9 protein-coding genes are annotated in these 15,875 nt (G+C 35.4%); all 9 read right to left on the minus strand.

Going from position 1 to position 15,875, the window contains the following annotated elements:
* Positions 1-36 precede the first annotated feature (36 nt).
* The 9 genes from G7A72_RS07225 to G7A72_RS07265 all read right to left on the minus strand — a co-directional run bounded on the left by G7A72_RS07225 (position 37) and on the right by G7A72_RS07265 (position 15,720).
* Entirely contained in the window at positions 37-624 is a 588-nt protein-coding gene (locus G7A72_RS07225; protein ID WP_165151977.1) for a cytochrome c oxidase subunit 3, read from the minus strand.
* Between the two features lie 2 nt (positions 625-626).
* Positions 627-1,529, minus strand: coding sequence for a heme o synthase (gene cyoE / locus G7A72_RS07230; protein ID WP_113665036.1), 903 nt, complete (start codon positions 1,527-1,529; stop codon positions 627-629).
* 105 nt (positions 1,530-1,634) lie between these two features.
* Entirely contained in the window at positions 1,635-3,806 is a 2,172-nt protein-coding gene (locus tag G7A72_RS07235; protein ID WP_371807561.1) for a gliding motility protein RemB, read from the minus strand.
* Positions 3,778-4,521 carry a deoxyribose-phosphate aldolase gene (gene deoC / locus G7A72_RS07240; protein ID WP_165151978.1) on the minus strand — a complete coding sequence of 248 codons (744 nt, stop codon included), beginning with the start codon at positions 4,519-4,521 and terminating at the stop codon, positions 3,778-3,780. Before deoC ends, G7A72_RS07235 begins: the two co-directional genes overlap by 29 nt.
* A gap of 223 nt (positions 4,522-4,744) precedes the next feature.
* Positions 4,745-5,035, minus strand: coding sequence for a VanZ family protein (locus G7A72_RS07245; RefSeq protein ID WP_241258593.1), 291 nt, complete (start codon positions 5,033-5,035; stop codon positions 4,745-4,747).
* A gap of 79 nt (positions 5,036-5,114) precedes the next feature.
* Complete coding sequence (gene gcvH / locus G7A72_RS07250; RefSeq protein ID WP_113634010.1) at positions 5,115-5,495, minus strand: glycine cleavage system protein GcvH; 381 nt, start codon at positions 5,493-5,495, stop codon at positions 5,115-5,117.
* A gap of 94 nt (positions 5,496-5,589) precedes the next feature.
* The gene (sprA, locus tag G7A72_RS07255; RefSeq protein WP_165151980.1) at positions 5,590-12,735 is read right to left on the minus strand and encodes a cell surface protein SprA; all 7,146 of its coding nucleotides are present in this window, start codon (positions 12,733-12,735) and stop codon (positions 5,590-5,592) included.
* Between the two features lie 25 nt (positions 12,736-12,760).
* Positions 12,761-13,342, minus strand: a complete 582-nt coding sequence (gene ruvA, locus G7A72_RS07260) for a Holliday junction branch migration protein RuvA (RefSeq protein WP_113634012.1) — start codon at positions 13,340-13,342, stop codon at positions 12,761-12,763.
* Between the two features lie 89 nt (positions 13,343-13,431).
* Positions 13,432-15,720: an NADP-dependent malic enzyme gene (locus G7A72_RS07265; protein ID WP_165151981.1), complete on the minus strand. Its 2,289-nt coding sequence runs from the start codon at positions 15,718-15,720 to the stop codon at positions 13,432-13,434.
* Positions 15,721-15,875 lie beyond the last annotated feature (155 nt).

The raw sequence follows: 15,875 nt of genomic DNA on the forward strand, positions 1-15,875 counted from the left end.
TATTCGTTAAAAAGTTCCCAAATTTACGTTTTTTTCTTATTTAAAGAAATATAAAAACAAAAACAAATAAACCCATAATAAGTCAAGAAAGTGCCAGTACATTGCACCAAGTTCAATTCCAAGGGTTTGAGATGAATTGTATTTTTGTTTAAAATGATTATAAATTATAATTAGCAGTGAAATCACGCCACCAGCAAGGTGAATCAAGTGCACAACCGTAACAACATATAAAAAAGTAGTGGTTATTGAGCTTCCGCTTCCGGTGAAATAATAACCGTTTTCCACTATTTGACCAAATCCTACGAACTGTAAAATTACAAACAATATTCCTAGAACTAATGTGCTCAAAAGAAAAATTGTTGTTTTACTTTGATCGTTTTTTTGAATGGACTTTTTCGCCAAATGAAACATCACACTGCATGCGATAATTGCTACAGTGCTGTAATAAAATGCCGGTGGCAACTGAAAATCTTTCAACCAGTCGGCTCTGGATTTACTTACCACAAAAGCACTCGTAAGTCCTGCGAACATCATGGTCATACTCACCATTGCAAACAACAAAATCAACTTGTAGGATCTTGCCGTTCTCGATTTTTGCTCGGCTGCTGTCATTATCATCTCCATAACTATCTTAAAAATTTATCAAATATATAAACTAACTGTAATAATGTAATATAAGAAACACTCACCAACATTAAGGTACGGGCTGCTTTTGCGGTTCTCAACTGATACAATCGTACGGCGTAAAATAACATCCATAGTCCCAACAAAAATACAATAACCGCTGCAATAGGCGTAATATACAAACGCCCTGTATAACCCAAAACAGGTAAAAGCGAGGCTAAAATCAACCAAACTGTATATAAAATAATTTGCAAGGCTGTACCTTTATCTTTTTTACCAGTAGGCAACATAAAGAAACCTGCTTTTTCATAATCTTCATACAAAAACCATCCAATAGCCCAAAAATGTGGGAATTGCCAAAAAAACTGAATTAAAAACAAAGTCCCTGCTTCTATTCCAAATTCTCCTGTGGCCGCAACCCAACCCAACATAAATGGAATTGCTCCAGGAAAAGCTCCAACAAAAACAGACAAAGAAGTCATGGTTTTCAAAGGAGTATAAACACTTGTATACAAAAATATAGAAATAGCACCAAACATTGCTGTTTTAGGATTGATTGTATACAACAACGCAATTCCAACAACTGTTAAAAGACTTGCAATAATCAAAGCCGTAGCTTGCGACATCCTTCCAGCCGGCACAGGACGGTTTTTAGTTCTATCCATCAAAGCATCTAGGTCTTTTTCGATTACCTGATTAAAAGCATTTGATGCTCCAACCATGCAATAACCACCAACAGCTAACTTTAATAAAACCATCCAATCTAACGAATGCAAATCATAAATTCCAAGCATAAATCCTGCAATCGACGAAAAAACGACACTAATTGCTAAACGTGCTTTGGTGATCTCGCGGAAATCAATGTAAACAGATTTTAATGAAAAGGGATTTTGTGTTGCGTTCAATGCTAAAGATTATTTGCTTTGTAAAAACTTTTGCAAAAGTAGGCTATCAAAAGGGATTTGACAAAAAACAATTCATAAAAAGATTATTAATCAGTAAAATAAAGATTAATAATCAAAATACCAATTAAAAATATCCGCTCTTACCCCTAAAGTCAACCAATTTGTGCTCTGACTGAAAGTAGTTGCCGTATTTTTTGTTGGATCAAAACTCCTGTAAATATAACTTCCAAAGAGCTTTAGATTTGTTGCCGGATTCACTAAATAACCTCCTTGAAAATCAGCAATAAAAACAGCTGTTTTGTTTCCCTGACCCACTTTTACACCACTATCAAACGGTCTGTTTTCATCGTAATCTTTATAGATATTCCCACCGTAATTAAAATTGTCTTCGGTAGTATCAAAATCCAATCCCCGAGTTCCTATAGTAATTTTTGCATCAGCAAAGTACCTGCCTTTATGATATCGGGCAATAGCAATTAATTCCTTGAAATTTCCACCCCATTGATGCCCAATACTTTGATTATTATGTCCGTAATTAGTAATTGGCATACTATGCGAATAAACATAAGGACGAACGTGATTGTACTCCAATTGAAGCAACAAATTGTCAATTTCAAAAGCATTGTAATACTTCGCCCCCAATTGGTATCCGTATTTATTTCTCCAGCTATTATCCCCTTCTTTGATGTCTCCAAGAGAAAATTCGTCCAGAATAAACTGTCCGTAAAAGTTAATTTGATTGCTCCATTTGTATTTGTAGGTCAACCCTAATATTGCATTTCCACTCCTCGCCGAAGATGCAAATTCAACCGAACGATAGAATATAATAGGATTCACAAAGCTCACATCGAATCCTCTATTATTTGTATTAGTCCAAATCACGGATTCGAAAAAACCAAGATTCAATTTATTCGAAACATTCCAACTCAAATAATGGTTTGCCATAAACTTGGTTGCATACGTTCTTTCTATTGTAACATCTGGACGAACGTCTTTGAGCCACATGTAAGTATTGGTGTATTTTATTTTCCAAAAATTAGTATTTAGTTTAAAATAAGGATATGGGCTGGCACCATCACTTTCTAATAATGATCGGTATCCATCCCCAATAAAATTTCTACCGTAACCCAACTGCAAATCGATATGTTTACTTGGCGCAAAAGTTAAATTGGCTTCTGCCGAAGGAAAATCGTACGCATCGGTTTTGAAATCTTTTGCAATACCAATACCCGGAATAATTGCTGGATTTCCCCCCGCCGGTTTAATAGATTCCGCATAAGTATTGAAATAATCTGCGAAACGTCCTTGACTTTCAAAAACAGTAGTGGTAAAATTCAATGTTTTACCCAAACCACCGCGAAAATTGATTCCACGTGTATTTACATAAGTATACGACACATCACTTTTTGACGCTTTCCCAACTTGTAAATCAAGAATAGGATTCAGTGTAAACCAGTAATCCTCGCCCTGAATTTCAACCATATTTTCATTCCACAACTTTCTTGCCCACCAACTGGAAGCAGTCTTTTTCAGCTTCTCATTCACTGCTTTCAGGTCATAATATTTAGACACTTCCGCATAGGTGTAAGGTTTTGAAGCGGTGTGGTTGTTACTTCCCATTTGATTTAACGAAGCATCAAATTGCGCATAATAGCTATGTGAAAACGGGATATTCAAATGACTTTCAAACTCCGGACTACTAAATTTTTTATAAACAATACTATCCAGTTCCGTTAACTTATTAGTATTGTTTGAAACAATATCGGCTTGCGCCAAAGTTGTAGCAGCTGCTTCTTCCCTACTTTTCAAGGGAATCGAAATCGTCATGGTAAACTTAGCATACGTTGGTTTTCCATTATACGTTGAGGGCTGAATTTTTGGAAATTTACCGAAAACTCTTTTCACTTCTTCAATCAATTTTTCCTCCGTGGCATCTACATAAATTACTTTAAAGACACCATTGCCATCAACTTCAAAAAGAACTTTTACATTTCCTAGAAAATTACTTAGTTTCAAATTCTCCGGAATTTCAAAATTCGCAAATACAAGATCCTGCACCTGATTGTAAAAACAAGTCTCTAAAGCATTCGATTGTAAGTTTACGCAATTCGCAAAAACTGGAAAACGCTCCGCTGTGTTGCCGGACTGTACCGTAACACTTTTAATATCTTGAGCAGAAATAGTAAAGGAATTTAATAGTAAAAGTAATCCCAACAACCCTTTGTTCATGCTTATTTTCTTTTTGAATTTAATATTCATTATTTGAATTTTGACCATTCGCTATCATTTTTGCGCCGGAAGTCCCTATTCTTTTCACCCCTAATTCAATCATCGCAACTGCTTCCTCGTATGTCCTCACTCCACCAGCAGCTTTTACCGGAAGAGGCGAAGCATTTTCAAGCATCATCATTATAGCAGGAATAGTGGCGCCATTAGGTAAATTATTTTCTGTTTTATAAAATCCCGTAGAAGATTTTACAAAAACCTTTGGAATCAGCTCTTGCTCGAAATTAGAAACAATTACATTTTTTATCAAACTTGACAATTGGATAAATTCTTTTTCGGTGAGTGCAGCCACTTCAATAATCCATTTTACTACTTTATTATGAGCCAGACCTAATTGGGTACATCTTAAGATTTCCTCTTTAACCAAATCTATTTCTCCATTTTTAAAAGCCTGGTAATTGCATACAAAATCCAAATCATCCGCACCATCTTGTATCGCATGAATTGCCTCTTGAAGTTTATCTTCTAATGAAGATGTTCCTTCGGGAAAATCAATTACAGTCCCTATTTGCACTAACGAATTCGATTCCGTAATCATCTTTTTAGCCAAAGAAACCATTTCTGGTCTAATCATTATAAGTTTAAAATGCTCCTCGATAGCCTCCTGAATAAATTCCTGAGCCACTAGGTTATTTTTTTCTTCACTGATTCCCGCTTGCTCTGCAGTTTTTAAATAGGTGGAATCTAAATATTGCTTGATATTCATAGCGTTACTAATTTCTTGATGATAACTAATTCGAACTCACAAAAATACATTTTATCTGCACATAAGATTCTTCTATTTGTATTTTTATAAACTCAAAACTACTATTTGTAGGCATTTTTAAAATAGAATTCATAAACAACTTCTTGAAAAGATAATTTCTTATTTTACGAAAACCTGTAAACAAAAAAATCCCACCGAAGTGGGACTCATTTTATTTTGAAAATTATCTGAGCTTTGTATTTAAACCAAATAAAATAACCACTGCCACCATTAAAGTTGCTCCAGACAGATTTGCTAAAACATCAAACACCTCTGCATGACGGGTTGTAGTAAATAATTCCTGAGCTATTTCTATTCCTATTCCAAAAAAAACAGAAAAAAGAAACGAAGCAATCAAAGGTTTCAAACTATTCGGATCCTTTGCACGGCTTTTTAAAAACAAGAAACAAAAGAATGTGAGCACAAAATGAAAAAAGGCATGTACCAACTTATCTAAATTGGAAACAGTTCCCAATGGAACATTATTCAATTGTACCAAACAGAAAAAAGCAATTGTTCCTGTCCACAGCAAAGCAGCCCAAAAATAGAGGTGTTTAAGCACCTATTAATTCTTTGTATGACTCGCTGGAAAGCAATCCATCAACTTCAGCCATATTAGCTATTTTCACCTTGATCATCCATCCAGCTCCATAAGGATCTGCATTTACACTTTCCGGAGTATTCTCTAAAGCGTCATTGAAAGCAATGATTTCTCCTGCTATAGGAAGAAACAAATCTGAAACCGTTTTAACCGCTTCAACCGTTCCAAAAACCTCATCTTTTTCTAATGTTTGATCTAAAGTTTCTACCTCAACATAAACGATATCTCCTAATTCTTTTTGAGCAAAATCAGTGATTCCAACTGTTGCGATATCGCCCTCAATACTAATCCATTCGTGATCTTTTGTGTACTTTAAATTTGCTGGTATGTTCATCTAAATTGTAATTGATAATTATTAATTGATAATTGAAATTTTCTGTGACAAATGTAACAATCTTCTATTCAAATCTGCTTTAGATTTTGAAAAATTAATTTCCAAAATTATAACGAAGCGTAAATCCGGAACGAATATTCGTCAACGGAAAAGAAGTCGAAATTACCGCTTTAGAAAAAGCATGATCGTAATAAAAAATGGCAGTTAGGTTTTTGCTGAATGCGTAATCCGCCGTTAATTTTATGGACCAAATATTTTGTCCACCTGCCAATTGATTGTTGTCATAATCTAAATAACGTACAATGGTCTGATTGTTTCGATAGGATAAATCCCCTTTCAAATTGATGTCGCTTTTTATAATTCCAGTTGGATTGTCCGCCAATCTTGAGGAGAAAATTACATCTTTAAATCGGTACCCCAATCCTACTACATATTCAATTCCTTTTACCTCGGTCAATAAATTATTATCAAAACTCATTGATAAAGCTCTATCTTTTTTAATTTCAGTCAGTACTTTTAAAGAACTTTTCAATTCAAAATCCATTCTTAAAAGTGGGCTGAATTGCTCTACCAAGTTGATATTAGACATAATCGTCTGGTTGAAAAAATTACCGCTTGCATCAACTCCATTTGGTTCATTATCATATTCAAAATTCGATCTGAATGCATTTATAGTGTACGAAGCGCGATAATTATGTTGCAAAGAGAAGCGTTTGAAATTCTTTTTGAAAATACCATAACGCATCAATCCATTATATTTTATAGCCCAGTTTGGTATTGGAAAACTTCTAAAAATTCCAAGCGAAACATTTGATGCATCACCTCCGGAATACGCTGCTAAAAAGGCCGGTAACAAAACAGCTTGATTATTTTTTCCATATCCTAAAGGAAATCCTTCAGCATCGATATTGACAGGATTATTGATATCAATTCCTCTTTCTGTGGCTAAACGATTTGCTACCGTTAGTCGATTCATTCTGAAATCATCAAAAGCCTCTGATGAAATTTCATTACTGGTAGAAAACGAGGTCTTTATTAAAACTGCTGATATAGAGAAAATTCCTGTACTATATGGCGATCTCGGATTGTAAATGCCATTAGTTACATCATATTGTTCCGAAGAATTTTCAGAAAAAGCCCTATCTAATGTCAAATCAATCTTTAAATCTGGGAACAAATCTACATTGGCTGTAGCCTTAAATAATTTATTAGTTACTTGAGCGAAATTTTGGTTAAAGTCTGGATAATTAGTCAACCAACCATTTTTAGCAGCTTCATAACGAACATCATCTTGACTTCCAAAAATAAATCCTAATGAAGGTCTTGAAGATCCCAGGAATCCAACACCCGGCGTATAACCAGGTAAAATTGTACCGCTGTTGTGGGTATAATTCATTTGAATATTCTTTACACTGGTCAAAACTCCAATTAGACCATCAACAAATGCATTGTTTTTTGGAATTTGATTCGCATTAGTATTCACTATTTTTTCACCCGGTTTTGGCGCTGCCGCTTTAGGTTTTGGAAGTGCTTTGTTCGTGTTTTTTGTCACTCCTAAATATTTGTACAACATTTCCATATTGAATGTAGCATTCAAATTATTGGAACTCGCATTCTGGATTGTATTCCCTAAATTATAATCTTGACCGTCAATTTGAATTTGTGACAACGCATTAGAAGTTCTTTGCCAGCTATAGTCTCCTGTATAGGAATAATTTGCTTTAACGAAACTGAATAATGGTATTTTATTAATTGGTATTTCGTAATTCACAACTAATTGTTGCATGTGCTGGTTTGGATCCCCAATATCCCAATAACTGTCCCAAATAGTAAAACTGTCAATAGGCTCATTATCTTCATTCAAATAATTTTTTACGATATTGCTTGAAGATGCCGTATAATTTAATTTCAACGATTTTGTCAGATTATAATTGAACCCGTATTGATAATTAAAAGCAAAGTTTCTGCGGTACAATGGATCAATACCAATTCCTTCCACTTCCACTTGTCTAAATTGCTGACGATTATACTTTCTGTTTATATTGGTATTAAACGAAATATTAGCAGGCAAATAATTAAAATTGAAATCGCTTAAGAGCTTCCAATAATTACTTTTTTTCAAGAATTTGGTCTTCTTAAAAGGCTCTACAGACTTAGGCTGAAAACTGTACGCATAATCAACAGATGAATTTGCCTGCTGATCTACATAGTCCTCGATTTCAAAATCATGTCTTTCTACTTCGTTAAAAGACTGAGAAAACGTGAAGTTTTCCGGATCATAAACACGTTGCTTTTGCTCCGGCTGGCGTTCTTTTCTCACTCCGATAAAGTTGATACTTTTACGTTTTGTATAATCAACCGCTCTGCTGGTAATATTGTCTTTTTTATTTTGGTCAGCAGTATTATCAAGCAACTGTTTTAATTTGATATCTTGATTGAAAGGATCGTATTCCGGAGTTATTGTTTCTTCTCCTATAGCGTAATTGAACGGCAAATTGACACCCCATTTTTGAGGCAATAATTTTCCAAGATTTAAATTGGTCACAATACTATATTGCTCAGTATCTTCTCGACTTCTTTCATTAGGGCCTTGTTCCAATGCTCCAAAACCGATAGTGCTTTTTCTTCCCGAAGCTGAAATCGTGGCGAAATCAGCTAAATTTGAATCCACATTCAATACCGCAGCCATTCCACCTTGGTTGTCCATATCTGCCAAACGAAGTTCATTGAACCAAACTTCTCCTTTTATATCGTTACGAAGATCACTGTTTTTCACACCTACCATAAGCGTACGCACTAATCCAAAATTAGGATTTCCTTTTATCCCTAACTTCAATGAACTGCTTCCATCTCCGTCTGGTTTGCTGGGATCTGAATCTGGATAATAAATCCCGTCCAATGGCAGCGTGGTTGGATCAACACCCATTGCTAAAATCTTCAATTTAGTCAGTAATGCCAAAGACAAATCAATTTCATTCTCTTCTGGCCAAACCGCTTCTGCACTCAAAGGACCACAATCAGCATTTGAAGCAGACGAAGCAACAGTTACTTTTAAAGGAATCTCAACTTGATAGAAATTTTGGGTAAAATCATTTCCAAAACGAATAAAACCAACCATCTGATTGTCTTGAAGTGCAATTTCGCCAGTCAAAGATTCCGCGTGTAAAAACATTTTCAATTTCTTGAATTGACGCATATCAATACTCACATTTTTAAAAACTGCTCTGGAATCTTCCGGCTCTAATCCGTCGCCAGAAACTCTTAATGCCAACGATTGCTCATTTTGATTGATTACCGTATTATTATTGAACAATTGCTCTCTTTGAACACCTGGAGGAGTAATATAATTTACCGGACATCTTTCGTTATTTTCCTGAACGTTTACTGCCAAAACATCTAAATTAGTATTGTCATCTAAAATATTTGTATCATTAAAATCAAGCGTATTAGTATACCTTCTCCATTCGCCACGCACTAAATCCAAGGCTCCAAAACGCAGCGTAACTTCCTCATTAAAACCCGTCATGAACATTCTCATAAAACGTATGGATCTGAAATCAGAAATATTTCCAATCGTGTTTTCAGGTTGAGAAACTGGAATTTTAAATTGCAACCATCTGGCCTCGGTAGTCGATCCATCTGGCAGCGTCACCTGTGTATTTCTTATATCGGTGATGTAATTTTGTCCTACAGTCATCCCAGGCTGGACATCAATACTGTATTCATAATACGCATTGATAGTGTTCATCGTATTGTCTCTGTTTATATCCTCTACATCGGGAAACGTAGACGAACCTCTATTAGGATCCGTAATATCCACCGCTGAGTTACCATCGGTACCATTATAATTTTTATATCGTTCCAAAATCCCTCCATCTGTATTGAGATAAAAAGTATAATCATCTGCAGCCGGATCCAGTTCCGATGCGAAATTCGTATATACAGATCCTTCATTGTCATTGGACAAACCATCCAGACCAATATCTTGATTCTTTCTATTATCAGCATTGGTATCAAAAGCATAAATCAACGATTGAGAAGCAGGAACATCTCCCCATAACGGTCGGGGATTTACCAATATTTGATCTGGCCCAAGTCCATTTTCATATTGCTTCCTCCCGTCTTTCAAAACATCTTCTGCTATTTCTCCTAAATTGAAATAGATTTTTCCAGTGTTTGATTGTAGAGCCTGACCATTTCCAACGTACGGATCTAACACCCAAAACTGAATATACTCCACATTTCCTTGCTCGAAATTTGTGGAATTCAGCGATCGCATAATTCCCCCAAAGTTTTCGGCCGGGTTTGAAGCTCCATTTGGACTGTTGTTATATGGTCCTCTATCCGATGGATAGTAACTTAAATCTAATGTATTTACAACTTGTGATTGTCCTTGTGCAATATCAGTCAAAGGATACAATTCCTCGCTAAAAATTCTTCTGGTTTTATTGAAAGACAAGTCTTCATTTAAGATTCCAGCCGGTTTTTGAGCATAAAAAATAGGATCTATGGAATACCAAGCTAATTTGGCTCTTTTGAAACCATAGCTCAAATCATTGGCATTTGCATTGAAATCATACGTACTTGTAGCGTTTCGCTCCGGAGTGGATGCCAAACTCCAAGAATACGGAGACCGCATATCAATGGTAGATTGCGAACCCTCAAAATCATCAACATAAATAGTGGATTCTCCCTGAAACTGATCTGCTTTTGGCGTATCCGGTTTCAAAAATGCAATTTCACCTCGTACCGAAAGATTAGAAGGCACATCAGTATCAATATTTGGTAATTTATTTACCAAACGGGTAAAGAAAGGAACTTCGGTAGAGAAGTTAGTGTTGAATCCAAAAATAGTATTATTAACGGATTCTTGTCCAAAGCTAGATTTTTGGGTAAATGGTCTTTCAGACATTTTCAAGAATGTACCACCGACTACGAAATTATCAGAAATTTTATGCTCTACATTTAAGCCCATGAATCTTCTGGTTTGCTGACCAAAAACCGAGTTGTTTTCCAATGACACTTCGATTGGTGTATTAGAGGCTTGTAGGGATGGATCCAAAATTTGAACGCGGCCTAACTGATAATTCACACTATAATCAACCCCTTCTACTAAAACTCTTCCCGCTGCGGTAACAACCACAGAACCTTGCGGAACATTGAATGCGCCAATAGGAATCCCGTCACTACCTGTTGATTTATATTTTCCTCTTAATAAAAATTTATTTTTTTCACTGTCTTGCAACGCGCCCGATTGTGTATTTCGGTACATATTACGGAACACATATTTCTTCTGATTTTCATTATAAGAACTAACTACATTATAATTTTCGGTAGAACCTGTATTAGATAATTTAGAGAACAACAATTCTCCAAAAGGCTCTTTGGTGGTAAAAATTATTCTTCCGTTTTGAGCATCGATTGTCAATCCTGGCATAAAATCAAAAAAACCATCACCGCCAGTTTGAGGGTCGTTGTTGTAGTTCAATTTATCTAAGTTGAATACTTTAAGTAAAGGAGTTTCAGCAACTTTATTTTCAGGAGTTGGATTTGGAGGAAAAGGACTTCCCGGAACCTCCGTAATATAATTTAATGGCGAAGGATCCGTGTAAAGTATATTGAATCTAAAATCTTCTTGTTTCAATTGATACCCGCCCTGAATCTGATAGATATTTTTCATCATCAGGTTCCAAACCGGATTTTTAACATTGGTCAAGTTGCTTTTCAGCATTTTTAATACCAAACTTTGTGAGATGATGGCTTGATTGGACGGACTGTTACCTGTAACCACAGTGGCATCTACGCCATCGTTACCAAATTCTCCAACTTGATACACTTTATCACCAATCGTATATTGGTACGCCACTGCTAAAACCTCATCATTTGCCAGTCGTTGTTGCAATGAAATATATCCTAATTGTGGGTTGAACGTATATTCATTAGGATTCAGTTTTCTCGCATTTTCTAGTTTAGAGTAATCCTGACCTTCGCTTACCGTGGTATTAAACCCAGAATTTGAAGTAACAATTTCCCGAATATTAGCGTTAAGCAATCCTGTTCCCGTAAGTATTTGAGCAGGATCATAATCGTTATTAGTATTATCAGCAGGAGAATCGAAAGGATTATTAAAAATTCCTGTTGAAGGATCTAAAACAACCACTTCATTATCAGGAATACTGGATAATTGACCTTCTCCTAAATCCTGAATCGCAATAATATTTCTTAGATTATTATTGGTTGTAGTTACACGGTTTTGCTTGTTTGTAACCCAGATTTCGATTCTGGAAATTTGGACTCTACTATCAATAAAAGGATAATTTGCGAGTGACTTATCGTAACGATTTCTAAAATATTGGGATAAGAAAAAGTGTCGATCACTATCATAATCCAAAGCAAACATTTCGAAATCCTCAATTGTTCCTCCGCCTTGCGCAATTAGACTTTTAGTTTGTGATTTTTGTTCCGAAAAAACTCCTGTAATTGTTGTTTTTCCAAATTGCAGTTGGGTTTTCACACCAAATAAACTCTGCGCACCCCGAATCAAAGAACTGTTCAACGGCATGCTTACATTACCCACTTCTATTTTTTGAATAATATCATCCTCAGTAGGAGCGTAATCTAATTTGATTAAATTTTGAAAAGCAAATGTAGACTGCGTATCATAATTGGCATTCACATTAAGTCGCGTCCCCACTTTCCCCATCAAACTCATGCTGATTCTTTGATCAAAATCGAAAGAAAGATTAGATCGGTTTCTTGGCGAAAAAGATGGATTATCTTGTTTCGTGTACCGCATTCCCAAATCCATTTCAATAGAACCGGTAGGCTTCACATCAATTGTATTACTACCAAAAATGGATTCAAAAAGCCCTGATTTTATGTAATATCTAGGTAACAAATCTCTTTTTGCGAGTTCGCTTCCTTCTTTTTTACCGTCAATTGCGTCTACTTTTTGCTTGAAATAATCGCGCATGGATTCTTTCAAAACAAGACTTTCGTATTCTTTTGGCGTTAAAATAATAGGATAATTAATCGAAAACCCATCGACTGAATTAGTATAAACGTACCGATCCGTAACGGGATCATACGTGTAAGCAGAAAGAATACTCTGAGGGTTTTTTAGTTGAAGCTTTCCAATAGAAAATCCAGTTTTAACGGTATCCTGAGCCTCCTGTTTCACCTGAGCCTGCGACACAAAACCACAAAATAAAACAAGCAAAAAAATACAAATTTTATGCATACAACTCGTGTTTCTTGAATACCTTTTAAAGGTTTTTTAAAGCTTTTTTGATAATTGTTTCCACAGAAGCATCCGGATCTTCTTTAACAATTTTTTCTATAATTTTTTCAGAAGTTTTTCGTACAAATCCTAAAACTTCCAAAGCTGATAACGCTTCATCTCGATTTGTATTGCTTTGTGACATAGAAACTTCGTCTAAATCATACAATTTTAATACTTTTTCTTTCAAATCCAGTATTACTCTTTGTGCTGTTTTACTTCCTATACCTTTAATGGACTGAATTGTAACTACATCCGCAGATGCTATTGCATTGGTAATTTGTTTTGGATCTAATGAAGAAAGCATCGTCCGAGCTATACTTGCTCCTATTCCAGAAACGGACAATAAGAGTCTGAAAATCTCTCTTTCTGACTTTTCCATAAAACCAAAAAGTGTATGCGCATCCTCCTTTATCTGAAGATGCGTATACACTTTTATGAAATCTGTACTTGGAAGCAAAGAATACGTATGTAAAGAAATATTAACATGGTAGCCAACGCCTCCACAATCAATAATTATTTGTGTTGGCGATTTTTCTACTAGTTTACCTTGTAAATGTGCTATCATGAAGTCTTAATATATTTCCAAATATAACAAAATTAGCATACGCTTAAATTAAATTTAAAATTTTAACTATGCTTCTTGTCTACAGACTATTAAACTTGTTTTACTTTTTTCATTTCCTTTTCCTGAGCATCAATCACAGCAATTGCCGCCATATTGACCATTTCCTCAACGCTGGCACCTAATTGAAATATGTGAACTGGTTTTCCCATTCCTAACATGATAGGTCCAATAGAATCTACCTTGTTTAATTCTTTCAACAGTTTATAGGTAATATTCGCTGATTCCAGATTTGGAAAAATCAACGTGTTTACTTTTTTACCGGCTAGTTTAGAAAAAGGAAACTTAGCTTTCAACATTTCTGGATTCAAGGCGAAATCCGCTTGAATTTCTCCATCAATAATCATATCAGGATGATTTTTATGCAAATAAGAAACTGCTTCTCTTACTTTGTTTGCACTTTCACTTGTTGAAGATCCAAAATTAGAAAATGAGATCATTGCTATAACCGGTTCTACCCCAAACATTTTGGCCGTTTTAGCCGTCATGATTGCAATTTTAGCTAAATCGTCAGCGGATGGATTAATATTTATTGCGGTATCCGATAAAAACATTGGCCCACGAGCCGTCATCATCATGTTAGTAGTAGCTACAATAGAAGCTCCCGGTGCTTTGTCAATAAGCTGTAACATTGGTTTAACCACTGAAGGATAACTTCTGGAATGCCCTGTTACCAGTGCATCTGCTTCTCCTTCATTAACCATCATTGCCGCAAAATAGTTTCTTTCACGCATTAACTTCTGTGCATCCAAAAATGAAATACCACGTCTTTGTCTTGATGACCAATACGTATTGGCAAACTTATTTCTTCTGGCTTCTTCCTCGTCAATTTTAGGATCTATAATTTGAACATCGGCATCAAAACCAATTTCTTCTTTTAACTCTAAAATAATTTCTTTGTTCCCTAATAAAATTGGAAAACCGATACCTTCTTCCCACACAATTTGAGCTGCTTTAAGAACATCTAAATGATCTGCTTCAGCAAAAACTATTCTTTTTGGATCCATTTTCGCTCTGTTTGCAATCAGACGAACCATTTTATTATCATTCCCTAAGCGGTCTAATAATTCTTCTTCGTACTTTTTCCAATCAGTAATAGGATTCAATGCCACACCAGAATCCATTGCAGCTTTTGCAACAGCAGGCGCAACAATCGTTATTAATCTTGGATCAAATGGTTTTGGGATGATATATTCTCTACCAAAATTTAATTTTGTAGCTCCATAAGCAACGTTCACTTGTTCTGGAACTGATTCTTTAGTCAATGAAGCAAGTGCTTTAACGGCTGCCATTTTCATAGCTTCATTTATCTTCGTGGCACGAACATCTAATGCTCCTCTGAAAATATAAGGAAATCCAAGAACATTATTTACCTGATTAGGAAAATCAGAACGACCTGTTGCCATGATAACATCTTTACGCGTGGCTATGGCTAAATTGTAATCTATTTCCGGATCAGGATTTGCCATCGCAAAAACGATAGGATTATCAGCCATTCCAAGCAGCATTTGCGGAGACATAATTCCTCCGGTGGACAATCCTAGAAAGATATCTGCCCCAACTAAAGCTTCTTCTAAATTCATAGAAGGTATATCTTTTGCATACTTTAACTGTAATTCCGATAATTTCGGATTGTCTTTTGTCAATAATCCTTTGCTATTGAACATGAAAATATTTTCAATTTTCACTCCTAATAAAACATATAAATCGGCACAAGCCAAAGCAGCAGAACCTGCTCCCGAAACGACCATTTTTACATCTTCTGCTTTTTTATCCGCTAATTCTAAAGCATTCAACAATGCTGCAGATGATATGATAGCTGTTCCATGCTGATCATCGTGCATCACAGGAATATCTAACTCTTCTACTAATCTTCTTTCAATTTCAAAAGATTCCGGCGCTTTAATATCCTCCAAGTTTATACCACCAAAAGTTGGCGCTATATTTTTAACTGTCTGGATGAATTCTTCAATATCTTTAGTTCCAATTTCGATGTCAAACACATCAATATCAGCAAAAATTTTAAACAATAATCCTTTACCTTCCATTACTGGTTTTGATGCTTCCGGACCTATGTCACCCAATCCTAAAACTGCAGTTCCATTAGTGATTACGGCAACTAAATTTCCTTTAGCGGTATATTTATAAACGTTGTTTACGTCTTTTGCAATTTCTAAACACGGCTCAGCTACACCAGGAGAATACGCCAAAGACAAATCTCTTTGTGTTGCATATTTCTTAGTGGGAACTACTTGAATTTTACCAGGAGTTGGCTTTGCGTGGTATAATAATGCTTCTCTTCTTTTGCTATTCTTTTCCATTGTTTTTAGATTTTATTCTAGTTGACAAAGATAGAAGACTTGGCTTAAAAAGTCAGCTTTTATCCTATTCTTTTATGAAAAATACACTATTACAGCCATTCTCCAATAAAAATAGCCGCATGTAAATGCAGCTATTTAAAATTTATACCAATATT

The organism is Flavobacterium sp. Sr18, assembly GCF_011064265.1.
Taxonomy (GTDB): Bacteria; Bacteroidota; Bacteroidia; order Flavobacteriales; family Flavobacteriaceae; genus Flavobacterium; species Flavobacterium petrolei.